At 61.4% G+C, this 25161-nt stretch carries 27 protein-coding genes; 10 read left to right on the top strand and 17 right to left on the bottom strand.

Annotated features, from left to right (window positions below):
- Positions 1–21: 21 nt before the first annotated feature.
- Positions 22–1380: a metallophosphoesterase family protein gene (locus ACR9ZQ_RS20780; protein WP_481428710.1), complete on the bottom strand. Its 1359-nt coding sequence runs from the start codon at positions 1378–1380 to the stop codon at positions 22–24.
- Between the two features lie 84 nt (positions 1381–1464).
- Positions 1465–1860 (bottom strand): hypothetical protein, encoded by a 396-nt coding sequence (locus tag ACR9ZQ_RS20785; protein WP_439014337.1) that lies wholly within the window; start codon positions 1858–1860, stop codon positions 1465–1467.
- A 227-nt stretch (positions 1861–2087) separates the two neighbouring features.
- Here ACR9ZQ_RS20785 and ACR9ZQ_RS20790 point away from each other — a divergent pair, with 227 nt between their 5' ends.
- A complete protein-coding gene (locus ACR9ZQ_RS20790; protein ID WP_481428711.1) occupies positions 2088–3641 on the top strand; it encodes a helicase HerA-like C-terminal domain-containing protein in 1554 nt (517 codons plus the stop codon).
- 104 nt (positions 3642–3745) lie between these two features.
- Here ACR9ZQ_RS20790 and ACR9ZQ_RS20795 read toward each other — a convergent pair whose 3' ends face one another.
- From ACR9ZQ_RS20795 to ACR9ZQ_RS20805, 3 genes are all read right to left on the bottom strand, one after another.
- Entirely contained in the window at positions 3746–4048 is a 303-nt protein-coding gene (locus tag ACR9ZQ_RS20795; RefSeq protein ID WP_183735631.1) for an alkylphosphonate utilization protein, read from the bottom strand.
- 173 nt (positions 4049–4221) lie between these two features.
- Positions 4222–4722 (bottom strand): metal-dependent hydrolase, encoded by a 501-nt coding sequence (locus tag ACR9ZQ_RS20800; protein WP_310378086.1) that lies wholly within the window; start codon positions 4720–4722, stop codon positions 4222–4224.
- Between the two features lie 51 nt (positions 4723–4773).
- Entirely contained in the window at positions 4774–5277 is a 504-nt protein-coding gene (locus ACR9ZQ_RS20805) for a GNAT family N-acetyltransferase (RefSeq protein WP_310378089.1), read from the bottom strand.
- A gap of 382 nt (positions 5278–5659) precedes the next feature.
- On the opposite strand from ACR9ZQ_RS20805, the gene ACR9ZQ_RS20810 reads away from it, so the two are divergent.
- Entirely contained in the window at positions 5660–7186 is a 1527-nt protein-coding gene (locus tag ACR9ZQ_RS20810) for an ABC-F family ATP-binding cassette domain-containing protein (protein ID WP_310378091.1), read from the top strand.
- A gap of 55 nt (positions 7187–7241) precedes the next feature.
- Here ACR9ZQ_RS20810 and ACR9ZQ_RS20815 read toward each other — a convergent pair whose 3' ends face one another.
- The 3 genes from ACR9ZQ_RS20815 to ACR9ZQ_RS20825 form a co-directional block, all read right to left on the bottom strand.
- Complete coding sequence (locus ACR9ZQ_RS20815) at positions 7242–8018, bottom strand: VOC family protein (protein WP_310378092.1); 777 nt, start codon at positions 8016–8018, stop codon at positions 7242–7244.
- Positions 8019–8130: 112 nt separating this feature from the next.
- Positions 8131–8595 carry a DUF1579 domain-containing protein gene (locus ACR9ZQ_RS20820; protein WP_481428712.1) on the bottom strand — a complete coding sequence of 155 codons (465 nt, stop codon included), beginning with the start codon at positions 8593–8595 and terminating at the stop codon, positions 8131–8133.
- A 31-nt stretch (positions 8596–8626) separates the two neighbouring features.
- The gene (locus ACR9ZQ_RS20825; RefSeq protein WP_310378096.1) at positions 8627–9370 is read right to left on the bottom strand and encodes a DUF899 domain-containing protein; all 744 of its coding nucleotides are present in this window, start codon (positions 9368–9370) and stop codon (positions 8627–8629) included.
- 90 nt (positions 9371–9460) lie between these two features.
- Here ACR9ZQ_RS20825 and ACR9ZQ_RS20830 point away from each other — a divergent pair, with 90 nt between their 5' ends.
- The 3 genes from ACR9ZQ_RS20830 to ACR9ZQ_RS20840 all read left to right on the top strand — a co-directional run bounded on the left by ACR9ZQ_RS20830 (position 9461) and on the right by ACR9ZQ_RS20840 (position 11386).
- Complete coding sequence (locus ACR9ZQ_RS20830) at positions 9461–9907, top strand: MarR family winged helix-turn-helix transcriptional regulator (RefSeq protein ID WP_310378098.1); 447 nt, start codon at positions 9461–9463, stop codon at positions 9905–9907.
- 107 nt (positions 9908–10014) lie between these two features.
- A complete protein-coding gene (locus ACR9ZQ_RS20835; RefSeq protein ID WP_481428713.1) occupies positions 10015–10422 on the top strand; it encodes a MerR family transcriptional regulator in 408 nt (135 codons plus the stop codon).
- Positions 10391–11386: an aldo/keto reductase gene (locus ACR9ZQ_RS20840; protein WP_481429346.1), complete on the top strand. Its 996-nt coding sequence runs from the start codon at positions 10391–10393 to the stop codon at positions 11384–11386. Before ACR9ZQ_RS20835 ends, ACR9ZQ_RS20840 begins: the two co-directional genes overlap by 32 nt.
- 66 nt (positions 11387–11452) lie before the next feature.
- Here ACR9ZQ_RS20840 and ACR9ZQ_RS20845 read toward each other — a convergent pair whose 3' ends face one another.
- Positions 11453–12997 carry an acid phosphatase gene (locus ACR9ZQ_RS20845; RefSeq protein WP_481428714.1) on the bottom strand — a complete coding sequence of 515 codons (1545 nt, stop codon included), beginning with the start codon at positions 12995–12997 and terminating at the stop codon, positions 11453–11455.
- A gap of 211 nt (positions 12998–13208) precedes the next feature.
- Between ACR9ZQ_RS20845 and ACR9ZQ_RS20850 the strand changes: the two genes are divergently transcribed.
- Positions 13209–14507: a cytochrome-c peroxidase gene (locus tag ACR9ZQ_RS20850; protein WP_310378102.1), complete on the top strand. Its 1299-nt coding sequence runs from the start codon at positions 13209–13211 to the stop codon at positions 14505–14507.
- A 54-nt stretch (positions 14508–14561) separates the two neighbouring features.
- On the opposite strand, the gene ACR9ZQ_RS20855 is transcribed toward ACR9ZQ_RS20850, so the two are convergent.
- Complete coding sequence (locus ACR9ZQ_RS20855) at positions 14562–14984, bottom strand: organic hydroperoxide resistance protein (RefSeq protein ID WP_007818814.1); 423 nt, start codon at positions 14982–14984, stop codon at positions 14562–14564.
- 128 nt (positions 14985–15112) lie between these two features.
- On the opposite strand from ACR9ZQ_RS20855, the gene ACR9ZQ_RS20860 reads away from it, so the two are divergent.
- Positions 15113–15589 (top strand): MarR family winged helix-turn-helix transcriptional regulator, encoded by a 477-nt coding sequence (locus ACR9ZQ_RS20860; RefSeq protein ID WP_310378109.1) that lies wholly within the window; start codon positions 15113–15115, stop codon positions 15587–15589.
- A gap of 62 nt (positions 15590–15651) precedes the next feature.
- On the opposite strand, the gene ACR9ZQ_RS20865 is transcribed toward ACR9ZQ_RS20860, so the two are convergent.
- The gene (locus ACR9ZQ_RS20865; protein WP_310378111.1) at positions 15652–17052 is read right to left on the bottom strand and encodes an MFS transporter; all 1401 of its coding nucleotides are present in this window, start codon (positions 17050–17052) and stop codon (positions 15652–15654) included.
- On the opposite strand from ACR9ZQ_RS20865, the gene ACR9ZQ_RS20870 reads away from it, so the two are divergent.
- Both ACR9ZQ_RS20870 and ACR9ZQ_RS20875 read left to right on the top strand, forming a co-directional pair.
- Positions 17045–17185, top strand: coding sequence for a hypothetical protein (locus ACR9ZQ_RS20870; protein WP_310378113.1), 141 nt, complete (start codon positions 17045–17047; stop codon positions 17183–17185). The two genes, ACR9ZQ_RS20865 and ACR9ZQ_RS20870, sit on opposite strands and share 8 nt — an antisense overlap.
- Positions 17175–18137 carry a LysR family transcriptional regulator gene (locus tag ACR9ZQ_RS20875; protein WP_113181947.1) on the top strand — a complete coding sequence of 321 codons (963 nt, stop codon included), beginning with the start codon at positions 17175–17177 and terminating at the stop codon, positions 18135–18137. Before ACR9ZQ_RS20870 ends, ACR9ZQ_RS20875 begins: the two co-directional genes overlap by 11 nt.
- Positions 18138–18281: 144 nt before the next feature.
- Here ACR9ZQ_RS20875 and ACR9ZQ_RS20880 read toward each other — a convergent pair whose 3' ends face one another.
- From ACR9ZQ_RS20880 to ACR9ZQ_RS20900, 5 genes are all read right to left on the bottom strand, one after another.
- Positions 18282–19007, bottom strand: a complete 726-nt coding sequence (locus ACR9ZQ_RS20880; protein WP_113323165.1) for a L,D-transpeptidase — start codon at positions 19005–19007, stop codon at positions 18282–18284.
- A 176-nt stretch (positions 19008–19183) separates the two neighbouring features.
- Positions 19184–19996, bottom strand: a complete 813-nt coding sequence (locus tag ACR9ZQ_RS20885; protein ID WP_481428715.1) for a L,D-transpeptidase — start codon at positions 19994–19996, stop codon at positions 19184–19186.
- 147 nt (positions 19997–20143) lie between these two features.
- Positions 20144–21067 (bottom strand): alpha/beta hydrolase family protein, encoded by a 924-nt coding sequence (locus ACR9ZQ_RS20890; RefSeq protein WP_439014323.1) that lies wholly within the window; start codon positions 21065–21067, stop codon positions 20144–20146.
- A 115-nt stretch (positions 21068–21182) separates the two neighbouring features.
- The gene (locus ACR9ZQ_RS20895; RefSeq protein ID WP_481428716.1) at positions 21183–22808 is read right to left on the bottom strand and encodes a cisplatin damage response ATP-dependent DNA ligase; all 1626 of its coding nucleotides are present in this window, start codon (positions 22806–22808) and stop codon (positions 21183–21185) included.
- 3 nt (positions 22809–22811) lie between these two features.
- Positions 22812–23822, bottom strand: coding sequence for a ligase-associated DNA damage response exonuclease (locus ACR9ZQ_RS20900; protein WP_310378121.1), 1011 nt, complete (start codon positions 23820–23822; stop codon positions 22812–22814).
- A 157-nt stretch (positions 23823–23979) separates the two neighbouring features.
- On the opposite strand from ACR9ZQ_RS20900, the gene ACR9ZQ_RS20905 reads away from it, so the two are divergent.
- On the top strand, positions 23980–24576 hold the full coding sequence (locus tag ACR9ZQ_RS20905; RefSeq protein WP_310378123.1) for a DUF922 domain-containing Zn-dependent protease: 597 nt from the start codon (positions 23980–23982) through the stop codon (positions 24574–24576).
- Positions 24577–24581: 5 nt separating this feature from the next.
- On the opposite strand, the gene ACR9ZQ_RS20910 is transcribed toward ACR9ZQ_RS20905, so the two are convergent.
- Positions 24582–25148 carry a dienelactone hydrolase family protein gene (locus ACR9ZQ_RS20910; protein ID WP_310378125.1) on the bottom strand — a complete coding sequence of 189 codons (567 nt, stop codon included), beginning with the start codon at positions 25146–25148 and terminating at the stop codon, positions 24582–24584.
- Positions 25149–25161: the final 13 nt, after the last annotated feature.

The following is a 25161-nucleotide window of genomic DNA, read 5'->3' on the forward strand; positions in this document are numbered from 1 at the left end:
AAGAAACCGATCAGGCGTTTTTCAGCCCGCAATACTCAGGCTCAGACTCCCGCCCATGAACGGCCGGTCGCCCTCGCCTTTCTGGCCATGGCCGATGCTCCAGCGCGACGGCCAGACAAGGCGTTGAAGCCCCGTCGAGGCGATCGCTTCGAAGGAGGACCAGGCCTTGCTGCCTTCCGTGCGCCAGAGCACGCCCCCCGGCCCCATGCCGGCATGCAGCAGGATATGGAGATCGAATTCCTCGCCCGGCGGCAGGTCCGGACCGAAGAAATAATAGGGGCTGCGCCCGGGATCGCGGCCGAGGATGAACGTCAGTTGCTGCTGCCTGCCGCGCAGGCCAAGCCATAGGGGCGCCAGCGCTTCATCGCCGAACGCCGAGAAGATCGTCTGCTGGGACGTGCAGGCGTCCGAGGCCATCCGGCCGCGCAGGTGGAATTCAACGATCCGGTCCGCACCCATCGGCCCTGTCCAGAGAGCGTTGCTGATGCCATGGGCAAGGTCGTGCCATTGATCCTCGCGTGCAAGAACGGGCGGCCATTGCAGGCGCTCGCGCGCAATGCCCTCCGTATCGAGAACCTGATAGCGCAGGCCGTCCTCATCGAGGGCCGCCTGAATGCCGTGGAGATATTCGACGCCCTCCGGCATTCTGTGCGCAGTGCCAGCGCCAGCCGTGCATATCTGCAGCACACCGCGATGGGCCTGCACGTCGAAAGCCAGGATATGGCTGCAGCAATAGGCGAAAACACCAGACGCCACGAGAATATCCCAGAAGCGATCGGCATATTCGCGGCCGATCTCGCGCTGATAGGCGCCCGCATAACCATTGACCGGAAAGACCGGATGGTGGCCGAGCACCAACTTGTAGCGGGCGCCGGCATGGGCCTTCAGCGTCGCCTCCAGCCACTCGGTCTCGACATGGCCTTCGCCGCCGAGACCTGTCCAGAGCGTATGGACGAAGACCATGAGCAGATCGCCCCGGCGCACCCAATAGGCCAGCCCCTCCTGCCCCGCCGGCCCGTTTGCCGGAAGGCCAAGCGTGTCGCGGAACACCGCCTCGCTCATCTCGTCATAGGTCGTGTGATTGCCGGTCGTGTGCCACATTGGAATGTTCGTTCGGTCGAGCCAGGCCATCTCGACATCGAACCAGTGCCGCCACTGGGCGCGCAGCGATGCTTCATCCGCCGTCAGGCCGATGATCTCATCGCCCGGAAAGAGGATGAACTGCGGCTGGGGCTCAAGCCGGCGCAGGACAGCATTCACGGATGCGAAGGTACGCTCATGCAGGGCGCCGGCAACGCCCGAGCAGGAATCGCCATAGAGCAAGAACTGATGGCTGCCCGACCTGGGCAGCAAAGCTTTGATCGGGGATGTGTCAGTCATGAAAACACACGGAGAAAAGAGGGAAAATCTTAAAAAACAAAGCCCCCGGACGATGCCGGGGGCTTAAGGAAATGATTGGTCACCTTAGACGAACTGGCTGAGGCCGGGCACAGAGGCGACGACCTGATCGACCACCTCTTCGCCGGCATGTTCCTTGGCGATGGCGATGGTTTCCTTGGCGAGCGAGGTGATTTCGCTCATGCCGAGGCCTTCGCTCATCAGCTGCTGGCCGAGGCCCATGATGCCACCACCACCGAGTGCACTCATGAGGCCGCCGAGCAGACCGCCGCCGCTGCTGGATCCTTCTCCGTTGAACTGGGCGACGAGTTCGGTGGCGCCGGGGATCTTTTCGATCATCTCGGCGACCGGGCCGTCGGCTGCTTCGCGCTGCAGGAAGCCGAGCATCATGCCGAGCGCCTTTTCAGCCAAATCAGGCGCAATGCCCACACGATTGGCGATTTCAGTCACAATCTCATTCATCGTCTGCCTCCTGTTTTGACGTTAACGTCAACGTAATCGAATCGAGGCGGCAACTCAAGCGGCGCTTTGTGAGGCGCCTCTTTCCTGCTTTCCCTTTTAACGCAGACAGTTGTCCGTCTCCCGTCGCCTGCTTATAACAGAGAAACGATATTTGCATGACTGTGCGGAAAGAGCATCCCGCATATTCGAGAATTGAGCGGCGGCATCGACCGAGGGAGACATTCTACATGCTCGAGGACGGCAAGATTTTCATCGGCGCAAGCCGCAATCCTGACGACAGCATCAACAAGGGCGAATATCTCGACCTCAAATTCGGCAACCGCCATGGACTCGTGACCGGCGCGACTGGTACCGGCAAGACGGTGACGCTGCAGGTACTGGCCGAGGGCTTTGCGAGAGCCGGCGTGCCCGTTTTCGCCGCCGACATCAAGGGCGACCTCTCGGGCATCGCCGCCAAGGGCGAAGCAAAAGACTTCCTCACCAAGCGCGCCGAACAGATCGGCTTTACCGATTACGAATTCGAGCAATTCCCGGTCATCTTCTGGGATCTCTTCGGTGAGAAGGGCCACCGGGTGCGCACGACCATCGCCGAGATGGGACCGCTGCTGCTGGCACGGCTGATGGATGCTTCCGAGCCGCAGGAAGGCGTCATCAACATCGCCTTCAAGATCGCCGACAAGGCCGGCCTGCCACTGCTCGACCTCAAGGATTTTACCTCGCTGCTCAACTATATGGGCGAAAACGCCACCGAGCTTTCCAGCCAGTTCGGCCTCATCTCCAAGGCCTCGGTCGGCTCCATCCAGCGCGCGCTACTGGTGCTGGAACAGCAGGGCGCGGAACATTTCTTCGGCGAGCCGGCACTGAAGATTACCGACATCATGCGAACGTCGAACAATGGCTACGGGCAGATTTCCGTGCTTGCCGCCGACAAACTGATGATGAACCCGCGCCTTTACGCCACCTTCCTGCTGTGGCTACTCTCCGAGCTCTTCGAGGAACTGCCCGAAGTCGGCGATCCCGACAAGCCGAAGCTCGTCTTCTTCTTCGATGAGGCGCATCTGCTCTTCAACGACGCGCCGAAGGTGTTGACCGAGCGCGTGGAACAAGTGGTGCGCCTCATCCGCTCCAAGGGCGTCGGCGTCTATTTCGTGACGCAGAACCCGCTCGACGTGCCGGAAACGGTACTCGCCCAGCTCGGTAACCGCCTGCAGCATGCGCTGCGCGCCTATTCGCCGCGCGAGCAGAAGGCGGTGAAGACGGCCGCCGATACGTTCCGCCCCAACCCCGCCTTCGATTGCGCCACCGTCATCACCACTCTCGGCACCGGCGAGGCGCTGGTTTCGACGCTGGAAGCCAAGGGCGCGCCATCGATCGTCGAGCGAACGCTGATACGCCCGCCATCCGGCCGCGTCGGACCGGTGAGCGATGTCGAGCGCCAGCAAATCATGGACCGCAGCCCGGTTCTCGGCGTCTATGACGAGGACGTGGACCGCGAATCCGCTTTCGAGATGCTGGCGGCACGCGCCAAGAGGGCTGCCGATTCCGACGCTGCCAAGCGGGCTCAGGAAGCGGCGCCGGCGCCACAGGAGGGCAGCACCACGTCCGGCTGGACGCTGCCCGGCTTTGGCGGCAGTGATGACGACAAGGCACAGCCTCGCGGCCGCTCCGGTTATCAACGCGAAACGGTGGTGGAAGCGGCGATGAAGAGCGTGGCGCGCACGGTGGCGACGCAGGTCGGCCGGGCGCTGGTACGCGGCATATTGGGAAGCTTGAAGCGGTAAGTCTAAAGCGTGGCGCGATCTTTCAGATTCGCGCCGCGTGACCTTTGTCTTTACGCATGTCGTTATCGCAAAACCGCTCCGCACTCTTGCGCGACATGCTTTAGTCACCGCTTACGGACAAATTCCGTACGCAGGACGAGACCTTTGATCGTATCGTGACGGCAGTCGATCTCTTCGGGATTGTCCGTCAGACGGATCGAGCGGATGACCGTGCCCTGTTTCAGGGTCTGGTTGGCGCCCTTTACCTTCAGGTCCTTGATAAGCGTGACGGAATCGCCGTCCTTCAACACGTTTCCGGAGGCGTCGCGAACCTCGGACGCAGCCTGTGCGGCTGCAGCCATCTCGGAGGCAGGGCGCCATTCGCCTGTCGCCTCGTCATAAACATATTCGTCGTCACCACCTGCCATCACTTCGCCCTCGATCAGGAATTTCCTCAGTCCATCGACGGCCGCTTATAACGATCACACGACGCTGTGCAACTATAGTGGCAAACAGGCAGGCAGGCGAAATGTGTCCGACCACGATCAGGGCGTTCCAGCCTTTGCGATAACCGCTGACCTGCGCGCCATCCTCCCTGTGGTCAGACCGCAGATCGACCAGCTTCGGTGCGTCGGCGGCGCATCAGGAAGAGTGCCAAGGCCGAAAGGCAGATCGAGATTTCCAGCAGGAATGTCCAGTGAAGCAGGAAGCTCATGATCCAGCTGGCATGGGTTGCGGGAACTCGAACCAGCTCGAATTCATGAAAGGAAAAAGGTGCCAACCAGAAGAGCGGTGATGCGATCGTGTCCATGACCATATGCAGCATGGCGGCGGCGAAGAAGACGCAACCTGCAGCGAGCCAGGCCGAACGAAACCATTTGAGGAGCGGCAGGATCAGGATCGCCGAGACCAGCCAGAAGAGCGGCCAATGCGTGACATAGGCATGGTGATGAACCCGGCCGCCGGAGGCGTAGAAATAGATCATGTCAAAATCCGGCATGACGCTGCCGATCAGCGCTGCCGCCATGACCGCAATGGACGAAGCCCTGCGTCGCGCGGCAGTTCCGAGAATATAGCCTGCCGGCAGATGAGCGATGAGCATGCCGTGCCTCCCTGTGACATCCGACATCGCTAAGAAGCGATTGTGTCGGGATCAAAGCGGCCGCGACATGAAGACTTCGGTGTGGCTGATTTCAGCTGGCACGGTGTGAAAAGGCGGGCAATGGGTAAAGCCGAAGGCTTCGTAGAGGGAAAGCGCGCTCTTCAGATAGGCGGCGGTATTGACGAGCATAGTGGGGCGACCGCTCTTTTTTGCTTCCTCGAACACCCGCCGCATCAGCACATTACCGATGCCCCGACCGCGAAAGGCGGGATCCACGTAGAGTTTATGGATCTCCATCGCAGCAGTCTCAAATGGTGCGAGCGCGATGCAGCCTGCCGGTGCTCCCTCCCATCTGGCCAGGAACATCATCGCTTCGTCGGAGCTATATTTCCGGGCAAGGCTTTCATGATTTTCGCTGTGGAAGAGCGTCATGACGATCTCGGCGGGGATACCATGGTCACGCCCGAGTTCCACATCCAGGGCGCCGAGTGCTTCGCAGAAGCCGGCGGCGATGACGAAATCCTCGGTGCTGCCTGCCCTTGCGATGGAAATCATCCCGCGTCCCCCGATCCCGGATGATGCAGGCCTTTCATACCATCTGAGCGTGTTTACTGCCATCATGATCCCTTGTTTCCAACCGCGAGCAATGGTATTTCCCTCTTGCAACCGAGAAAGAAGGAGGGCTGCGCGTGAATATGTATTTCCGGCATCATCGCCAGCGTGGCCCAGTCAACGCCCTGCAGATGCGTTTGCAGGGCTGACCAGAGACCGTTTCTCGCAAATCTCTTCCTGGTCTGCCCCTAGTGGCACTGCTGCACCTGAATGCCCGTCGTTCAAGCTGCAAGCATTTCATAATCCGCCAAGCATAACGCGCTTTTCCGTTGATGGCTGGAAGCCCCGGATATGCGCGATCGCTTGGCAAGACCAGGATACGATCATGACCCTCATCAATATCCGCAATCTCGGCATCGTGCTCTCCGCGCCGCTGTTTTCGAAGCTCAATCTCGTCGTCAATGCCGGCGACCGGATCGGCCTTGTGGCGGCGAACGGCCGCGGCAAATCCACCCTGCTCAACCTCATGACGGGCACGCTGGAACCGACCGAAGGCGAGATCACCAGGGCGCGTGGGCTCACCATCGGCCATGTGGAGCAGAATGTGCCGCCGGCACTTCTCGACGCCAGTTTCCGTGACGCCGTGCTTCTCGCGCTTCCTCCTGACCAGGCTGACGGCGAAAGCTGGCGTGCAGATGTCGTGCTGGAATCGCTCGAAGTGCCCGAGGAGTTGCGCGAGCGGCCGCTCCGCCAGCTCAGCGGCGGCTGGCAGCGGCTGGCACTGATTGCCCGCACCTCAGTGAACGAGCCCGACGTGCTGCTGCTCGATGAACCGACCAACCATCTCGACCTTGAAAAGATCACGCAGGTGGAAAACTGGCTGAACGCACTGCCGCGCGATACGCCCGTGATCATCTCCAGCCACGACCGCGCCTTCCTCGATGCGACGACCAACCGAACGCTCTTCCTGCGGCCGGAGCAATCGCCTGTCTTCTCCCTGCCCTACAGTCGGGCGAGAGCGGCACTCGACGAGGCGGATGCCTCCGATGCGCGGCGCTACGAGAAGGATATGAAGACGGTCGAACAGTTGCGCAAGCAGGCGGCAAAACTCAACAATATCGGCATCAATTCCGGCAGCGACCTGCTGGTGGTCAAGACGAAGCAGTTGAAGCACCGCGCCGAAAAGCTGGAGGAAACCGCAAAGCCCGCTCATCTGGAGCGTTCGGCAGGCGCGATCCGTCTCGCCAACCGCGGCACGCATGCCAAGGTTCTGGTGACGCTCGAGGATGCCGAGGTCACGACGCCTGACGGCACGCTGCTCTTCCGCACGGGAAAGCAGTTCATCTGCCAGGGCGACCGCATCGTGCTGCTCGGCCTCAACGGCGCCGGCAAATCGCGGCTCGTCTCCATGTTGCGCGCGGCAATCGCCGAGCCGGAAACGGCAAAGGCCGGCATCAAGGCCACGCCCTCGCTGGTGCTCGGCTATGGCGACCAACTGCTTGCCGATCTCAGCGATGCCGACACACCGCTGCAAACGATCATCCGCCGCTTCGATGTCGGCGACCAGCGGGCACGCTCGCTGCTTGCCGGCGCCGGCATGACGATCGAGATGCAGGGCAAGCCGGTGAAGCTGCTCTCCGGCGGCCAGAAGGCGCGGCTCGGCATGCTGGTGCTGCGGCTGACACAGCCGAATTTCTACCTGCTCGACGAACCCACCAACCATCTCGACATCGAGGGGCAGGAGGCGTTGGAAAGCGAGCTGATGGCGCATGAGGCAAGCTGCCTGCTCGTCTCCCACGACCGCAGCTTCGTGCGCGCCGTCGGCAACCGCTTCTGGCTGATCGAGCGCAAGAAACTGTTGGAGGTGGAGAGCCCGGAAGGGTTCTTTGCAAGTGTGGGAGGGGCTGGATAGAGCCTCCCCGAAGATGAGGGAGCGCGGGCGCGTGCTCCCTCCCTATTGACGACGACTACCGTTTACCCGCCGACAGGCAGAAATAGGCGCCTTGCGGATCCACCGCCTGACAGACCCAACCGCCGGGGACCTCCATCGGGCCGTTGACGACCTTGCCGCCGCCGGCGTTGACGCGCTCGATGGTGGCGTCAAGCGTCGGCACGGTGAAATAATAGGACCAGAAGGCCATGCCGACTTCCGGCGGGCGGGTCATCATGCCACCGGTCTGTTTTCCGTGCTCGGCGAAGATGTGGTAGACGCCCATCGGCCCCATGTCGAAGTCCTGATCCTTCGTCCAGCCGAAGAGTTTGGAATAGAAGTCGAAGGCCTTGGCGCCATCATTGGCGTAGAGTTCGCGCCAGCCGACATGGCCGGGCGTGTCGAAGGGCAGTTCCGGTGGCGGATTTTCCATCGGCAGTGGCGTCATGATGCAGAGCACCGCTCCATCAGGATCGGCTACCACAGCAAAGCGGCCTATGCCTGGAATATCCGCCGGCTGACGGCGGACGGTACCGCCGTTTGCCGAGAAGTCGCGTGCTGACTGATCGACATTGTCGACGGCGACATAACCGGTCCAGTTCGGCGGAATGCCCTGCCCTTCCAGCTCTGCGGGAAAGGGCATCATGCCGGCGACCCTGACGCCGTTTGCCTCGAAAATGGTGTATTCCGGCTGGTCTGCCGCCGGCATTTTGCTCGACGTCCAGCCGACGACCGAGCCGTAGAATTTCGCCGCCGCATCGGGATCCGGCGTCATCAATTCGCACCATATGAACTTGCCATGCGTATTGGACATCGTGTTCTCCTCGGTCCACGCTTGAGTTCTATCTCTTTGTTTTCACGCAATTCCGAACGCAAAACCGCTCTCGCACTTTTGCTGGAATTGCTCTTGATGTGCCCCGGCGATTTCAGCCCTTGCGGGTATATTTGACTTCCATGAACTGCTTCCAGGTGCCGTCAGCTTCCTTGGCGCTCGATGTGAAGGTTCTGACGTTGTCGTCGAGAAAGGCGATCTGCTCGCGATAATCGGCAAGGCCGTCGCCTTCGAAGGCCGGCCCCCTGGTGTAGAGCGACAGAACATTACCCGAGGGCTCGACCTCGCCCTCATAGATCCACATGTAGTCCATCATCGAGCCGATCCAGCTGCCGACATATTTGCTTTTGCTCGAGTCGTAGCCGAGGGTCAGGATCGTCGTTGCCTGCTTGCCGTCGCTCATTTCACCGGCTCCTTCGGCAACGAACCAGATGCCTTGCAGGGAGCGCACGGTCTCCTCCCAAGGCTTGTCGCCGGTCATGTCCGAAGCGGCGACGGTCCAGTGACCGACCATTCTCTCCAGAAAAGCATGCTCCTTCAGCACTTCTGCAGTCTTCATCGTCCTTCTCCTCCGGATGATGTGGCTGGGTCTAGTGGCAGCTGGATGAGGCTTGGGGGGCTTCCTCATATTCATCGTGACGCTTCACGAAATCCATGGTCGAATCTTCGTTGCGGCCCTTGGGCGCGTGATCCAGGATCATCAGCGTGCCGAGGATTTCCTCCGCGCCGCGGGCATAGCTCGAATAGGTATGGAACACTTCGCCCTTCTCATTTCGGTAAAAGGCCGAAAGTCCGGGCAGTTCGTCATTGGCGTCAGAGGGCGCTATCGGAGAGAAATTATAAAAGACCTTGTCTTTGGCAAGGTCCTCCGGCGTGAAAGATACGTGATAATCGAAGTTGAAATCACTGCCGAAGGACGAAACCCACGGGAATTTCCAACCCATGCGCTGCTTGTAGGCCTCGATCTTGGCAAGCGGCGCACGGGCGACGGCAACAAGAGTGACGTCGTGGTGGTTCAAATGCGGCAGCGTGCCGTCGAGATGATCGGCGAGGAACGAGCAGCCGGGGCAACCGGCCTCCCATTCGGGGCCGAACATGAAGTGATAGACCATGAGCTGGCTGCGGCCATCGAAAAGCTCGGCGAGCGATTTCGGCCCCTGAGGCGTTTCGAACGTGTAGTCCTTGTCCACTTTCACCCAAGGCAAAGCCATGCGCTCGGCATTCACTTTGTCTCTGAGATGGGTCGCCTCTTTCTCTCTCAAGAGCAAAGCTCGGCGGGCTTCAAGCCATTCCTCACGGGAAACGACGGGATTTTGGGTCACCTTGTTCAACATGATCTACGCCCTCCTCCGGCGCGGCCGGCATTTTCCGGCAGATAGTCTCCTCTTCTTGACTAAATACATTGATATCAATAGAAATAGATCATGTCAAACTCGATCGCAATTCCTTTTTCTACGACGCTTCTGGTGCGGGATACGTGCCTGTGCCTGCATGTGCAGCGCGCTGCCCGTGCGCTCGCAAGGCTGTTCGACGATGCACTGCGGCCCGTCGGCCTCACCAACGGCCAGTTCTCCCTGCTGATGTCCCTGAACCGGCCGGAACCGCCACCGATGGGACCGGTCGCAAGCCTGCTCGCCATGGATCAGACGACGCTGACGGCGGCACTAAAGCCGTTGCAGCGCAAGGGCTTTGTCGATGTGGTACCAAACCCGAGGGACCGGCGTGGCCGTCTTCTGCGCCTGACGGATGACGGGCGGGCAGTCCTGCAACAGGCGCTGCCGATCTGGGAAAGCACGCATGCGGCACTCGAGACCAAATTGCCTGAGGGCAACGGCGATCACCTGAGACGCGACCTGCAATACCTAACGTGACCCTGCAGAGTCCGTGGCGGTCGCAAAATTAGCCACAAAAAGCCTATTGACTTAGAGTGCACTCGAAGCCGTAGCTTCCTTGGCGTTGTGACGAGAACAGGTGTCTCATGAAGATCAGTGACCTCGCGAAACGGTCAGGTTTGTCGGCTCATACGCTGCGTTACTACGAGCGTATCGGCTTGCTTCCCTATGCCGATCGCGACCGATCCGGACAACGCGACTACGACGCTTCCATCCTTTCCTGGATCGAGTTTGTCGGCCGTCTGAAGACGACCGGCATGCCTATCCGCGACATGCTGCTTTACGCAAAGCTTGCCGATAACGGGAAAGCCACTTTCAGCGAGCGTCGAGAGATGCTTAGGGAGCATCGTGAGCGTGTCCAGGCCCATGTGGCCGATCTCGAAACCTGCCTTCGCGTCCTCGACGGCAAAATCGCCTCCTATGAAGAGGCGGAAGAAAGGATGAGAGATGACAGACTCAACAATGCGGACACGCCGGCTCGGGCAAGGACTTGAGGTCGGATCGATCGGCCTCGGCTGCATGGGCATGAGCTGGGCCTATGGCGCGACCGCCGCCGATAGGGGCGAGGCAATCGCCACGATCCACCATGCGCTTGATCGTGGCGTAACCCTGCTCGATACGGCCGATAGCTATGGCCCACACATCAACGAAGAACTCGTGGGGGAAGCGATCAAGGACCGGCGTGATCAAGTGGTACTGGCGACCAAGTTCGGCATCGTACGCGCAGCTGGAGCGATGCCTGGCGTCAGCGCCCAGACGGCCGACGGACGGCCCGAATATGCAAAAGCATCCTGCGAAGGGTCTCTACGGCGGCTCGGCGTCGACCATATCGATCTCTACTATCTCCACCGTGTCGATCCCAATACGCCGATCGAAGAGACGGTGGGCGCGATGAAGGAACTCGTCGAAGCCGGCAAGATCAGACATATTGGCCTGTCGGAGGCCAGCGCCGAGACGATCCGCCGGGCGCATGCCGTGCATCCCATTACAGCCGTTCAAAGCGAATATTCGCTCTGGTCGCGCGAGCCGGAAGACGGCGTGTTGCAGACGCTTCGTGAACTCGGGATCGGGCTTGTCGCCTATTCGCCGCTCGGACGCGGCTTCCTGTCCGGAGCGATCAAGTCTGTCGACGAGCTCGCGCCCGACGACTACAGGCGAAGCTCACCGCGGTTCATGGGTGACAATTTTAAGCGCAATCTCGAACTCGTCCCCGTGATCGAAGAGATTGCGCGCCGCAAGGACGCAACACCGGCTCAATTGGCTCTCGCATGGGTGATGGCTCAGGGGGAAAATATCGTGCCCATTCCCGGCACTCGCCGCCGCACACGACTGGATGAAAATCTCGGAGGGGCTGGCGTTGATCTTACACCGCAGGATCTCGAGGAAATCGCCGGTGCCCTGCCCCGCGCTGTCGGGGATCGCTACAGCGAAGTCGGCATGCGCGCACTCAACGGATAAAACATCCTGAAAGCATGAAATCTTCTCCCCAACATCTGGGGAGAAGACATTGCATTATCTTGACGGTCAGCGCGTCAGGTCAAGCGCTGCCGTCAGGTTGCCCATCGGCGGCTCGCTGTTCAGCGCCAACGCCTTGTCGCGGGCGAGCAGGCCCGGCAACACCGGCAGGTCGTAGCGGGCGGTGATCAGACGCAGGATCGACGTCGTATCATACTGGGTGTGATCGACCATGCCGCCCTTGGCATAGGGCGAGATGATGAAGGCCGGTATGCGGTTACCCGGGCCCCAGCGATCGGCTTTCGGCGGAGCGACGTGATCCCAGAAACCGCCGTTTTCGTCATAGGTGACGATCACCAGCATGTGCTCCCATTGCGGGCTCTTTTCGAGATGCGAGACCAGATCGGCGAGGTGCTGGTCGCCGCGCGAAACATCGGCGTAACCGCCATGTTCGTTGAGATTGCCCTGCGGCTTGTAGAAGGAAACGGCCGGCAGCTTGCCGTCGTCGATATCCTTGATAAAGGCTTCGCCGCCGAGGCCGCCGTCCTTCAGGTGCTCGGCGCGGGCGGGCGTGCCCGGCGCATAGTTGGCGAAGTAGTTGAAGGGCTGGTGGTGGAACTGGAAGTTCGGCACCGGCGTGGCATTCTTGCCATCGAGTGCTGCCTGCCAGGCGCCGCTATACCATGCCCAGGTGACGCCCTTCAACGACAGCAGGTCGCCGATGGTGATCTCGTGCTGCGGCGGCAGGGTGTTCGGCTGCGAGGGATCGGCATAGGCTGCATCTCCGTCCTTGGCCGGGGCGTTGGCGCTCGGCTGATAAGGCGGCTGCATGGTGTTGACCGCATAGAAATCCGGCGTGAGGTTGCCGTCGGAGACGAACTTCGGAGCACCGTCGAGGGCGGATTTCGGTCCGTTGTCGGCAACGGTCAGCGAAATGCCGTCGGCATCGACCTTGGCGATCGTCGGCTTGGCCGGGCTCTTGTCGGCATCCGCATAATAGGGCGCGCAGGCGCAGATCAGCTGGAAGTGGTTGAAGAAAGAGCCGCCGAAACCGCCCTGGAAGAAATTGTCGGCAAGGACGTATTTCTTGGCGACCTGCCACATGGGCAGGATCGAGCCGTCATAATGGCCCATGACGAGGCCACCGGAATCGGCCCAGGCGACGAACTTATCGTTCTTGCCGCCGTCGATCTGCATCTGCTCCTGATAAAAACGATGCCAGAGGTCGCGGGTGATGACGTTTGTCGTCAGGGCAAAACCCTTGGGATCGTCGATCGAGAAGACGGCGTTGGCGAGGTGAGCGGACTGGGCCTCGGTGATGGCGGGCGTGACGCCCTTGGCGGTCAGGCCGCCCCAGGAAGGCGGCAGTTCGGCGAGCGGCGCGCCGTCGCGATCAAGCTGCCGTGCCTGGCTTTCGTTTGCATTGGCAAGGCCGTTGGCGCCCGGAAAGCTGCCATAGAGGTTATCGAAACTGCGGTTTTCAGCGTAGATGACGACGATATTCTGGATCTTGTCCATACCGGCGGGTGCTGCATAGGCGGCCGCGGCTGATACCAGCGGCAGCATGGCCGAGCCGGCCAGCGAAAGATTGCGGAGGAGATTCAGTCTGGTCATGGCGGGATACCTCATGGCTAAGGGGGCGTGGCTAGAGGGGCGCCGGGCGGACGTGGAATGGCCAAGCGCAGGCGAGACGCTATTCCCGCCATCTATCAACTTTGTGACATCGGACGGGTTGCGGCTGCGGCCGGTACGCGCGCGTCATCAATCTGTTGCAGTCAGGTTCGATCATGAGGGCCCACAATGTTAACCCATTGGAATCCCTGACATGGCGACGAGGTTTATCTGGCTCCTCCGGTCTGGCTTGGCGCTCGGTTTGGCAGCGACAGCGCTCGGTTTTGCCATTCTGCCCCTGCGGCAAAGCAGCGCGGCCGTTGCCGGCGGTGTGCATCCAGGCCCCATGTCACGGACGCAAGCCTATGCCCGCGCCGAAGCGCTGACGGAACTCGGCCGCAAGATGTTCTCCGACACTTCGCTTTCCGCCTCCGGCGTGCAGGCCTGCGCCTCCTGCCACGATCCGCATCACGGCTTCGCCCCGTCTTCCGCGACGCCGATCGAAATGGGCGGGCCGGATATGGACCAGCCGGGACTGCGCGCCGTGCCAACCTTGCGCTACCTGCAGGCGATACCTTCGTTCACAGAGCATTTCTACGATTCCGAAGACGAAGGCGACGAGAGCGTCGACAACGGGCCAACAGGTGGCCTGACCTGGGACGGGCGCGTGGACCACGGTTACGATCAGGCGAAGATCCCCCTGCTTTCGCCTTTCGAAATGGGCAACAAGGATGAGGCCCAGGTCGTCGCCTCGCTCGGCAAGGCGGTCTATGCGGAGGATTTCCGGGAGATTTTCGGCCAGGACATATTCGGTAATGCCAAGGATGCTTTCCAGGGTGCGGTCGAGGCTCTCAGCACCTTCGAGCAGAGCGGCGCGGATTTCTACCCCTACACCAGCCGCTATGACGCCTTCCTTGCCGGCAAGGGGACACTGACTGCGCAGGAGATGCATGGGCGTGAACTCTTCGAGGATCCGGCCAAGGGAAACTGTTCGAGCTGTCATTTGAGCGAGCCCGCCAACGACGGCGAGCCGCCGCAATTTTCCGACTTCGGCTTCCTGGGGCTGGCGGTACCGCGGAACATGGCGATCCCCGCCAACAGCGACCCTGATTATCACGATCTCGGCCTCTGCGGCCCTCAGCGTACCGACTTCAGGAACCGGCCGGACTATTGCGGCCTGTTCCGCACGCCGACGTTGCGCAATGTGGCGCTGAAGAAGAGCTTCTTCCACAATGGCTACTTCCATTCGCTGCGTGACGTCGTCTCCTTCTACGCCACGCGCGACAGCGATCCCGGCCGCTGGTATCCGAAAAATGCCGACGGCACGATCCGCAAATATGACGATGTTCCGCAAGCCTATTGGGACAACCTCAACCAGGATCCGCCCTTCGGCCGCAAGCCGGGCGACCCGCCGGCGCTGACGGAATCGGAAATCGACGACATCGTCGCCTTCTTGAGCACGCTGACCGACGCGGACCAGGCGCCCGACCCAACGCAGCAGGCAGCCCATTGAGCATAAAAAAGCCGGAGCAACGCTCCGGCCTTTCTTCGCTGGTGCTGCAAATAATCAGGCAACCGTGACCGGAACTTCTGTCGAGGTGCGCATTGCGTGGCTGTAGGGGCAAACGATGTGTGCCGCTGCTGCGAGCTTTTCGGCAGTTTCGCGGTCGACGCCCGGGATGTTGACGGTCAGGGCCACTTCGATGCCGAAGCCGCCGCCATCCTCACGCGGGCCGATGCCAACGGTTGCGGAGACGGTGGTTTCCTCGGGAATCTTGACCTTTTCCTTGCCGGCCACAAATTTCAAAGCACCGAGGAAGCAGGCCGAATAACCGGCCGCAAAGAGCTGTTCGGGATTGGTGCCCGTTGCGCCGTCGCCGCCGAGTTCCTTCGGCACGGTCAGCGTGACGTCGAGAACACCGTTTTCGGAAACGGCTCGGCCTGCGCGGCCACCGGTGGCGGAAGCTTTGGTCGTATAGAGAATAGGCATGACAATCTCCTTTGGTTGGCCCCGTTCGTTCGGGTTGAGTTTTTAATAACGCCCAATTAAATTGTACGCAAGTGAATTTTGCAAATTGCATTCGGAATTTGAAAAGAGGACAATGAAGACCTCTAGGGATGGCAGAGATGAAAGCGAGACCTGCGAAAGTGATGGAAATACCGGAAGAGGAAAAGCGGCTGGAGAAGCAGCTCTGTTTCGCGGTCTATGCGACGGCGCATGCCTTTACCCGCGCCTATAAGCCCATACTCGACAAGGTGGGCCTCACCTATCCGCAATATCTCGTCATGCTAGTGCTATGGGAAAAGGCCGAACTGCCAGTCAAGACGATCGGCGAGCAGCTCGATCTCGATTCCGGCACGCTCTCCCCTCTCCTCAAACGGCTGGAACAGAACGGCCTCATCAAGCGCACCCGCGATTCCCGCGACGAGCGGCAGGTTATCGTGTCGCTGACGCCGAAGGGTCAGGCGATGAGGGGCGAGGTCAATACGATCATGTCTTCGATCGGCGAGGCGATCGGCTGCACGCTGGAAGAAATGGCGGTCATGCGCGACATGCTGACCCGGCTCAGGGGAAATCTCAACGCAAGCATATAAGCCGGGACTTGATCATCGGCTGAAAGAAGATGCCCGCGCCACCCCGGCGCGGGCAATTTGCATTATTCTGCTGCCTGATAGGCCTGCGGGCGAAGCGTGGAGGTCTTCGGGCCGACAGCGGCAAGCAGGGTGATCAGGATCGCCAGCAGCGCCACGAAGACGATACCGCCGACATATGGATCCCAGCCGAAGTGCGGGGCTGCGGCGAAGATCGCGGAGGCCGCCGCAAGCACAATGCCGCCGCCGATCTGGAAGGAGGCAAAGAGCAGGCCGGAGGCAAGGCCGGACTTGTCCTCTTCGACATCAGACAGTGCGGCAACCTGGATCGCCGGATAGGTCATGGCATAACCGACGCCGAGCGGGATCTGGTTCAAGGCAACCAGGATGATCGGATCGATGTGGCCGACCAGAACGACCCAGAGGATGTAGCTGGTCGCCTGCAGGCCGACGCCGACAGCCATCAGGCCCGTCGTGCCGCGGTTCTGCGCCACAGTGGCAAAACGCGGTGCCAGGAACATGACGCAGACGCCGCCGAAGGCGAAACAGAAGCCGGTGGCAAAGGCGGACCAGCCGATGACATCCTGATAATAGAGCGTGGCGATGAACTGGAAGCCGACATAGGCGCCCTGGAACAAAGCGGCGATGGCATTGGCATGGCTGAGTTTTGCCCTGCGGAAGATATGCAGCGGCACCATGGGATCGGCATGGCGCGATTCGACGATCAGGAAGAGTGCGATCAGCACCACGGAGGCAACGAGCGAACCCCAGGTGAAGAAGTCATTCCAGCCGGCTGCGGCAGCATTGGTGATGCCGAAGACGAAGAGCAGTAGGCCGGGGGTGATCGTCAAGGCGCCCGCCCAGTCGAAATGCTTGCGTCCCTCGCCGCGCCGCGTATCCGGAGGCAGGACAAAGGGAGCGATCGCCAGCGTGAGGATTGCGACCGGAGCGCCCATGACGAGCGTTGCCCGCCAGCTCACGAGGGTGGCGGCACCGCCGAGCACCATGCCGAGCACGAAGCCGGTGGCGCCCGTGGAGGCGAAGACGCCGAGCGCCTTGGCCCGCTTCTCGCCCTCGCCGAAGACGGAGAGCAGCAGGGCAAGGGCCGCCGGGGCGGTGAAGGCTGCGGCGATACCCTTCACCAGGCGGGCAGCGATCAGCGTCGGCCCGCTATCCACGAAGCCGCCGGCAATGCTGGCGGCCGCGAAGATGCCGAGCGACCAGAGGAAAACGCGGCGGTGGCCGAAGAGGTCGGCGACACGGCCACCGAGCAGCAGGAATCCGCCATAACCCAGCACATAGGCGCTGACGGCCCATTGAAGCGAGGTTGCCGGCATACCAAGTTCGGTCTGTATGGCAGGCAGGGCGACCCCGATGGTGGACACATCCATGGCGTCAAGGAAATTCGCAGCGCAGAGCAGCAGCAACGCCAGGCCGGCTCCGCGTGGAGATGGGGAATTGGTCATCGATCTCAGTTCCTTCTTTGCTGCCGCCTTGCCGGGAGGCTGGCCGGCGGCAGGGAACGAGAAAATGTACAGCTTCCAACCCTATTGCAAATTGATAGTACCCATGTCAGGTATTACTGATAATGATGAATGACGCTATCCTTCGTAAAATCGACCTGAACCTCCTGCTCGCCTTCTCGGTGTTGATGCAGGAGCGCAACGTCAGCCGCGCTGCCGAAAGGCTGCTGCTCGGCCAGCCCGGACTTTCGGCCGCTCTCAAGCGGCTGCGCGAGGCGCTGGACGATGAGTTGTTCGTGCGCGTCGGCCGCGGCCTGCAGCCGACGGCGCGGGCGCTCGCCATCGCTCCAGCAATCGAGGATGCGCTCTCCGGCATCGAACGAGCCATCCGCCCGCCCACAGGCTTCGATCCATCAACCTGGCAGGGCGAATTTCGCGTCGGCATGTGCGACAACCTGGAAACCGCCTTCTTCGGCCCTCTGGTCGCGCGGCTGCGCCAGCTTGCGCCGGGCGCACGGCTCGTCGGGGTTGCTGCCGACAAGCGCGATGCGGCGCAGATGCTCGATGACGGCGCGTATGAATTCAGCATCTCCGTTCATGGCGAACCGGCCTCCTGGCATATCCGCATGCCGTTGTTCGAGCAGTGCTCGATCGCCATCTACGATCCGCAGCAGTTGAAGCTGAAGCCGCCGATCAGCGTCGAGGATTTCATCGCCGCGCCGCATATCGCCATCTCCTTTTTCGGCAGCGCGACGACGGCGGTCGATGCCGCGCTCGACAAGGTGGGCCTGAGCCGCAACGTGGTGGCGACCGTTCCCCGCTATTCGGCCGTGCCGCCGGCGCTGAGAGCCATGCCGTCGATCGCCGTCGTGCCGGAATCGCTGGGGCGCTGTATGGCGCAGCTTCATAATCTCGAGGTGTCGATGCCGCCGATCGAGCTGCCGGCCGATCCGGTGTCGATGCTGTATCGGCGGGTGGACAGGGCGGACGAGCGAGCGTCGTGGTTTCGGCGATTGTTTGTCGAGGTGGCGGATAAGGCACTGCTTGCTTCGGGGTGCAGAGCTGGGATTTGCGCTGAGGCGGCGTAACTATCAAGTCAAAAGAAAACCGCCCGTGTTGGGCGGTTTTTGTGTTTTGGGCGAGGCACCCTCCGGCCCTGCGCTTGCGCTTCGGGCGTTCGTCACTGCAATCGATTCACTGGATCGATTGCTCGGGCTTCGCCCGACCGTTCCTCACTGCCAAACAACGATCGGGGTTTTGTTGGGAACGCGATCGTAGAGGTCAATGATGTCCTGGTTGAGCAGGCGCACGCAGCCCGACGAGACCGCCTTGCCGATGGAGCGCCATTCCGGGTTGCCGTGCAGGCGGTAGAGCGTATCTTCGTTATTCGAGAAGATGTAGAGCGCACGCGCACCGAGCGGGTTCAGGAGGCCGGGCTCCATGCCGCCGCGGTCGATCGAGTATTTCGCAAGCTCCGGCTGGCGGGCAACCATCTCATTCGGCGGCTTCCAACGCGGCCATTTCTGCTTCCACTGGATCACGCCATTACCCGACCAGGCGAAGCCTTCGCGGCCGATGCCGACGCCGTAGCGCATAGCCATGCCGCCGGGCTGGACGAGATAGAGGAAGCGCGAGGGCGTATCGACGACGATCGTGCCGGGCGGCTGGCCCGTCGGATCCACGACCTGCTGGCGATAGTAGCGCGGATCGATCTGCTGATAGGGAACGGCGGGGATGAGGAAACCGCCGTCTTCGATTGGGCCGTACATGACGGCAAGTTCTGCTTCGCCGGGCACGCTCGTCGTCTGGAACGCGCGGAAGGGCGAACGGTAGCTGATCGACATGCCGCCATTTTCGACCGTATTCGAAGTGGAGGCGCAGCCTGCCAGCGCGGAAGCCGCTGTCAAAGCCGAAAAGGAAAGAAAGCTACGACGGGAGAGGGGTTTATCGAGGCTCATGACGCGGGACTGATTTCCTTCGTGATGCGGGGCTTGCCATAAACGCAGCTCACCCCTGATTCGTCCAATGCCGAAATCGACAAAGAAAAAATCTATCGGCTTATACTAAATAAACCATAGCATCACGCAGACGTGTCCAGCTCCAGGCAGACGATCTCGCCTGCCCTGTTGCAGCCCTACATCACAACGATCTCGGACTTGGCCGGCACACGGTCGTAGAGATCGATCACATCCTGATTGAGCATGCGCACGCAGCCGGAGGAAACCGCCTTGCCGATCGACTGCCAGTCGGGCGTGCCGTGAATGCGATAGAGCGTGTCCTGGCCGTTCTTGAAAATATACATGGCGCGAGCGCCGAGGGGATTTGCAAGGCCCGGATTCATGCCGCCATTTTCCGCAGAGAAGGGACGAACTTCCGGCTGGCGGGAGACCATTTCGACCGGCGGCGTCCAGCGCGGCCACTTCTGCTTCCACTGGATCACGCCACGGCCCTTCCAGGCGAAGCCTTCGCGGCCGAGACCGACACCGTAACGCATCGCCCTGCCATTGGGTTCGACCAAATAGAGGAAGCGGTCCTTGGTATCGACGACGATCGTGCCGGGGCGCTCGTTGGTCTGGTAATCGACCTCCTGGCGCAGATATTCCGGGTGGATGCGAGTGGCGGGGATGGCAGGCAGCGTGAAGTCGCCGTCCCTCAACTGGCCATACATGCCCATGTCGAGGTTCAGCGGGTTGCTGACTGGCAGACCGTAAGTCTGGTGGAACTGCGTCTTGTAAAGTTCGCGCGTCTGCGGCACCGGCTGATCGGGGATCGGCTTGACGCGGCGCGGATCGACGCCTGGCGGCTCGTAGAAGACCGGCGAGATTTCCTGCACAAAGCGCGCAGGCGAATCGGCTGCGACATCGGGCACGAGAATATTGCAGCCGCTGAGCGTCATTGCGGCAGCCGCGAGCCCGGCAAAGGGGAAAGCCCGGCGCAGAAAATTCATGAAACCACCCTCATCAGCGACAACAGAGATAGCATTATCTGCTCGCAAGATGGCATTCGCGGCTGGCGCGAGGCTGGTGGCCGAAGCTAAAATCAGCTGAAAAAGACTGATGATGCAGGTCCTTGCCGGACCCGCATCGGGCGGCTATCAGGCCGCCACACCGTGGAAGAATTGGATGCTCTGTTCGATCTCGGCCGGCAGCGCCGAGGTATGGTTGCCGGCGACCGTATCTGCTTCAATATGCGTGCCTGCCGCACGGGCGCGCGAGACGAGCAGATCGGCGCGGTCGTTGAAGTGAGACTCTTCCGTGCCGTGCAGCACACGCACCGGGCATTTGAAGCTGTGCGCATAGCAAAGCGCCGTGCGCACCTCGAATTCGTGCGTGTTGGAATCGTCGAAGCGGATGTCTTCAGGATAGCGGTTGAAGAAACGGAAGGCATCCGCATTACCTGAAATCGGCACGGCCGCCCGAAAATGATGCGTACTCATCGCCGTCAGCATGGTCAGCGTGCCGCCGACGCTGTGGCCGGCGATGAAGAGGCGCTCGGGATCGACGCCAGGCAGATGGCGCAGGCGCTCGGTCGCGGCAAGCACGTCGTCCACCTCGTCATAGAAGCCTGAGAAATTGCCCATCTGGCCGTTTTCGCCGCGCATGGACGGCATCATCACCACATAACCGGCATCGATGTACGGCTTCATGAGCTGCCAGTGGCCCATGCCCATGGCATTGCCGCCGTGAAGGAAGAGGATGCCGGGCTTTGGCTTGCTCTCGCGCTTGTATTTGGACACCCAGGCCGTCAGCTCCAGCTCGCCGCCATAGCCGGAGCGGTAGAAGATCCGGTCGGCATCGGGGGGTGCTGTCAGCGGCTCATATTTGTCCGGCGCCGGCCCCTTCTGCAGCAGCTTGGTGCGGAAGCGATGGCGGACACTGGCATAGTCATGCTTGGCGAGCCTCGGAACATCGGGAACATCGAAGGCATTCGCAAGCCGAGGCAGCAAAAGAGAGCCAGCCATGCCTGCAAGCAGGCCGCGGCGTTGACGGAAAAAGGCATTTCGTTCTTGCGAGCTCATACACGGCACCCATCATTTCCCCGGCTCAAAAAATCTGCACCGGAAGAGCGTTGCCGCCAATACACATGCTGTTGAAAACGGGGGGCCTGCGTCATTTTTGCGCAGGCAGATATCGTCAACCCGCCTTGGCGTCGATCATAGCAATGAGCGTGCGCAAGCGATCGGCCTCGTAGGAGGGCTTGTCGGGGCGCAATCTCGCAATGCGAGGGAAGCGCATGGCGACGCCCGACTTGTGGCGAGTGGAGCGATTGATTCCCTCGAAGGCGACCTCCACCACGAAGCCGAACTCCTTATCCGCCCGCACTGCCCTGACCGGACCGAAGCGCTCGGTCGTGTTGTTACGCACAAACTTGTCCAGCACTTCGAGCTCGGCATCGGTGAAGCCGAAATAGGCCTTGCCGACGGGGACGAGCTGTTCGCCATCCTCGTCATCCGCCCAGACGCCGAAGGTGAAATCCGAATAATAGCTGGAGCGCTTGCCGTGGCCGCGCTGGGCGTACATCAGCACCGCATCGACATTGTAGGGATTGCGCTTCCACTTGAACCACGGCCCCTTCATACGGCCGGCCTGATAGATGCTGTCGCGGCGCTTGATCATCACGCCTTCGATAACGGGATCGGGCGGGGCGGCGCGCAGATCGTCCAACTGCTCCCAGGTGGAGAAAGGCACTAGAGGCGAGAGGTCGAAGCGGTCATGCGGAGCGCGGTCGATAATTTCCGACAGCCGATCGCGACGCTCCACATAGTTCTTGCCGCGCACGTCCTGCTCGCCGTCGAAAAGCATGTCGTAGGCGCGGATGAAAGCCGGATATTCCTCCAGCATCCTTACCGTCACCGTCTTGCGGTTCAGGCGCTGCTGCAGGTCGGAGAAGGTGCGGGTGGGATTATTCGAACGCGCCGTGCCACCGACCAGAAGCTCGCCGTCGATGACGCCGGAAAAGCTGATCGCTTCAAGAATATCAGGAAAGGCGCCGGAGATATCATCGCCGGAGCGGGAATAGATCCTGCGCGTCTCGCCGGAGCGGGACAGCTGCACGCGGATGCCATCCCATTTCCACTCGGCGGCATAATTGGTGGGGTCGAGACTATCAAGATCACCCTCCTCCACCGGATTGGCAAGCATGACGGAATGGAAGATGGCAGGCGTTGCAAGCACCGGCTTTTCCTCGCCGCCCTGCAGCCATTTGAAGAGCGATTCATAAGGCGGCTGCAGGCCGTGCCAGAGGGTTTCGATCTCGGTGACGTCCTTGCCGCCGAGATCGGCGAGCGCCTGCTTGGCAAGGCGCGCGGACACGCCGATACGCAGCGCCCCGGTCGCGAGCTTGATGAAGGCGAAACGGCCGGAAGAATCCAAGCGGTCGAGCAGGTCGCGCACGAAGCTGCGCACCTCGGTGCGGCCGAGCGAATTCATCCTGACGACGACTTCGCCAAGACGCGGCTGGGCGAGTGCGGAGCGGTCGATATCGCGCTCATTGTCCCAGACCAGCGAGATGGTTTCGGCGAGGTCGCCGACATAGTCGTAGGAATAACGGAACAGCACTTCGTCCATGCGCTCCAGCACCAGATCGCGCAGCATGGCGGGCTTGACGTTGCGCACCTCCAGCGTGCCGGCAATGGCGGCAAGGCCATAGCCGCGGTCGGGGTCCGGTGTGTCGCGGAAATAGTCGGTCAGGAGCTTCAGCTTGCCGTTGCGGCTGGGGGTGAGAACCAGGCGGTCCAGGAGGTCGGCGAAGGCTTTCATGCTTCAATCCCCCTCATCCTCATAGCCCACCAGATGGAGCGGCTTGGCCTTGATGCCCTGCAGCTCGCACCAGCGGACCAGCGCCTCCTCGCGGCCATGGGTGACCCAGACCTCCTGCGGGGCGAGCTCGGTGATCGTCTCGGTCAGTTCCGGCCAGTCGCAATGATCGGAAATGACGAGCGGCAGTTCAACGCCGAGCTGCTTGGCGCGCTGGCGCACCATCATCCAGCCGGAGGCGAAGGACGGCAGCGGATCGTTGAAGCGGCGGGCCCAGCGGTCGGCAAAAGCGGAGGACGGGCCGACGACGACGGCGCCCTTGAAGATGGACTTGTCGCGGCTTTCGATGGTGGCCGGTAACAGTTCGCCAAGATCGATGCCCTGGCTGATATAATAATCGCAGAGCCGTTCCATGGCGCCGTGGATATAGATCGGCTCGCCATAACCGGTATCGCGCAGCAGGCGGATGACGCGCTGCGCCTTGCCAAGCGCATAGGCGCCGACGAGATGCGTGCGTTCGGGAAACTGGCGCAGTGAGGCGAGCAGCTTGCCGGTCTCGTCGATTGGATCGGGATGGTGGAAGACCGGCAGGCCGAAGGTCGCCTCGGTGATGAAGACATCGCAGGGTACCGGCACATAGGCATCGCAGGTCGGGTCCGGGCGGCGCTTGTAATCGCCCGATACGACGATGCGTGTGCCATTCTTCTCGATGGCGATCTGGGCCGAACCGAGCACATGGCCGGCGGGATGGAAGCTCACCTTCACGCCGTTGACAACAAGTTCTTCCCCGAAAGCAACCGGCTGTTCGCTGGCTGAAAAGCCGTCACCGTAGCGGATGCGCATGATGTCGAGCGTCTGGCGGGTGGCGAGCACATTCACGTGGCCTGGACGCGCGTGATCTGAATGGCCGTGGGTGATGAGCGCCCGCTCCACCGGCCGCACAGGATCGACATAGAAGCCGCCTTCCGGGCAATAGAGCCCTTCGGGGGCGGGATAGAGCAGCGCGTCTGGTCTCATGACAGCAAAGATAGTGGGAAATGTGTTTAGCGCCAGAGGGATACGCAGCGCCAAATTCAGCAGTGAAGGCGAGCCATGCGGCCCTCCTGTCCATTGCATCCGCCCACAAGCCTCGTTAGCTTCGCCCGCGCTGCAGCAAGGAGCAAATGAGAGGCGTATGAGGACTATTTTCGGATATGCATTGGCGGCGCTGGGGCTGATGCTGCCTGCCGCGGCCTCGGCAACCGGCTGGCAGCCGAGTGAGGAAGTGAAGGCTTACGCAATTACCGGCCGCACCGGTATGGAACTTTACCGATCCATCGGCGAACGCGGGCCGCAGGCTGGGCCGGGTCGGGTTATCGCACATACGACTTTCAAGCTGACCTGGACGCGCAAATATGAACAGCAGGGCAATGCCTGCACGCTGACTTTCGCAAAACCGAAGCTCACCATCATCTACACGCTGCCGAAAGCGCCAATCGACCTTCCGGCGGCGACCAAAGCAAGCTGGGACAGCTTCATCGCCGGCGTGCGCACCCATGAGCGCTGGCATGGCGAGACGATCATCGAGATGGTCAAGGAGATCGAGACGCTGAGCAACGGCTTCTCCGTGCCCGATGACCCCGGCTGCAAGAAAATCAGGCCTGAACTGACGGTGCGGCTCGGGGAGCTCTCCAACAAGCAACGCCAGCGCGGCCGGGATTTCGACCGCGTGGAAATGAGCGAGGGTGGCAACATCCAGCAGCTCATCCTGAAGCTGGTGAACGGTCCCTGACTGGTTCAGAGCGCGGCGAGGAAAGCGTCGACGCGGCTCCAGGTGGCCTCCGCCGCCTTTGCATCGTAGTCAGGCAGCGATGGATCGGTATAGAGATGACCGACGCCGGGATAGAGGAAGACCTCCGGGCTGATATTTGCTCTCGCAGCATGCGCACGCCACGCCGCCATCTCGTCCGCCGGCGCGAACTCGTCGGGCTCTGCCAGATGGACCTGCAGGGGAATGCCTTCGCGCGCATTGGCCGGAATTTCTGCGATACCGTGCAGCAAGAGAATGCCGGCTGCTTGCGGTCGGCCCGGCCAGAGGCTTGCGGCAATGCCTGCGCCCATGGAGAAGCCGCCGAGGACGGCGGATGCCGGCAAGTCGGCGACCGCCTTTTCGGCGCGCCTGCAAAGTTCGGCCCAGCCAATCTCTTTGCGGATGGAGAACCCTTCCTCAAGCGTCTGCCCTACCCTGCCTCCGTAGAGATCAGGTGTTACGACCTGATGGCCCGTTGCGCGCAGAAGTTCCGCGGCACTTCGTTCAAGAGACCGAAATCCATAGACCGAATGAAAAAGTGCAATCGCCGCCATCGCTACCTCCCTA

Source organism: Rhizobium sp. KNZ14-9A (assembly GCF_056755015.1).

Coding starts and splice junctions, on each gene's coding strand:
- ACR9ZQ_RS20895 (WP_481428716.1), bottom strand. CDS start 22,808: ATGAAAGCCTTCGCCGACCTCCTGGACCGCCTGGTTCTCACCCCCAGC.
- ACR9ZQ_RS20885 (WP_481428715.1), bottom strand. CDS start 19,996: ATGAATTTTCTGCGCCGGGCTTTCCCCTTTGCCGGGCTCGCGGCTGCC.
- ACR9ZQ_RS20850 (WP_310378102.1), top strand. CDS start 13,209: ATGGCGACGAGGTTTATCTGGCTCCTCCGGTCTGGCTTGGCGCTCGGT.
- ACR9ZQ_RS20805 (WP_310378089.1), bottom strand. CDS start 5,277: ATGATTTCCATCGCAAGGGCAGGCAGCACCGAGGATTTCGTCATCGCC.
- ACR9ZQ_RS20830 (WP_310378098.1), top strand. CDS start 9,461: ATGTCAAACTCGATCGCAATTCCTTTTTCTACGACGCTTCTGGTGCGG.
- ACR9ZQ_RS20905 (WP_310378123.1), top strand. CDS start 23,980: ATGAGGACTATTTTCGGATATGCATTGGCGGCGCTGGGGCTGATGCTG.
- ACR9ZQ_RS20890 (WP_439014323.1), bottom strand. CDS start 21,067: ATGAGCTCGCAAGAACGAAATGCCTTTTTCCGTCAACGCCGCGGCCTG.
- ACR9ZQ_RS20855 (WP_007818814.1), bottom strand. CDS start 14,984: ATGCCTATTCTCTATACGACCAAAGCTTCCGCCACCGGTGGCCGCGCA.
- ACR9ZQ_RS20875 (WP_113181947.1), top strand. CDS start 17,175: ATGATGAATGACGCTATCCTTCGTAAAATCGACCTGAACCTCCTGCTC.
- ACR9ZQ_RS20815 (WP_310378092.1), bottom strand. CDS start 8,018: ATGTCCAATACGCATGGCAAGTTCATATGGTGCGAATTGATGACGCCG.
- ACR9ZQ_RS20795 (WP_183735631.1), bottom strand. CDS start 4,048: ATGGCAGGTGGTGACGACGAATATGTTTATGACGAGGCGACAGGCGAA.
- ACR9ZQ_RS20860 (WP_310378109.1), top strand. CDS start 15,113: ATGGCAGAGATGAAAGCGAGACCTGCGAAAGTGATGGAAATACCGGAA.
- ACR9ZQ_RS20810 (WP_310378091.1), top strand. CDS start 5,660: ATGACCCTCATCAATATCCGCAATCTCGGCATCGTGCTCTCCGCGCCG.
- ACR9ZQ_RS20845 (WP_481428714.1), bottom strand. CDS start 12,997: ATGACCAGACTGAATCTCCTCCGCAATCTTTCGCTGGCCGGCTCGGCC.
- ACR9ZQ_RS20880 (WP_113323165.1), bottom strand. CDS start 19,007: ATGAGCCTCGATAAACCCCTCTCCCGTCGTAGCTTTCTTTCCTTTTCG.
- ACR9ZQ_RS20825 (WP_310378096.1), bottom strand. CDS start 9,370: ATGTTGAACAAGGTGACCCAAAATCCCGTCGTTTCCCGTGAGGAATGG.
- ACR9ZQ_RS20910 (WP_310378125.1), bottom strand. CDS start 25,148: ATGGCGGCGATTGCACTTTTTCATTCGGTCTATGGATTTCGGTCTCTT.
- ACR9ZQ_RS20840 (WP_481429346.1), top strand. CDS start 10,391: ATGCGGACACGCCGGCTCGGGCAAGGACTTGAGGTCGGATCGATCGGC.
- ACR9ZQ_RS20800 (WP_310378086.1), bottom strand. CDS start 4,722: ATGCTCATCGCTCATCTGCCGGCAGGCTATATTCTCGGAACTGCCGCG.
- ACR9ZQ_RS20865 (WP_310378111.1), bottom strand. CDS start 17,052: ATGACCAATTCCCCATCTCCACGCGGAGCCGGCCTGGCGTTGCTGCTG.
- ACR9ZQ_RS20820 (WP_481428712.1), bottom strand. CDS start 8,595: ATGAAGACTGCAGAAGTGCTGAAGGAGCATGCTTTTCTGGAGAGAATG.
- ACR9ZQ_RS20835 (WP_481428713.1), top strand. CDS start 10,015: ATGAAGATCAGTGACCTCGCGAAACGGTCAGGTTTGTCGGCTCATACG.
- ACR9ZQ_RS20785 (WP_439014337.1), bottom strand. CDS start 1,860: ATGAATGAGATTGTGACTGAAATCGCCAATCGTGTGGGCATTGCGCCT.
- ACR9ZQ_RS20790 (WP_481428711.1), top strand. CDS start 2,088: ATGCTCGAGGACGGCAAGATTTTCATCGGCGCAAGCCGCAATCCTGAC.
- ACR9ZQ_RS20900 (WP_310378121.1), bottom strand. CDS start 23,822: ATGAGACCAGACGCGCTGCTCTATCCCGCCCCCGAAGGGCTCTATTGC.
- ACR9ZQ_RS20780 (WP_481428710.1), bottom strand. CDS start 1,380: ATGACTGACACATCCCCGATCAAAGCTTTGCTGCCCAGGTCGGGCAGC.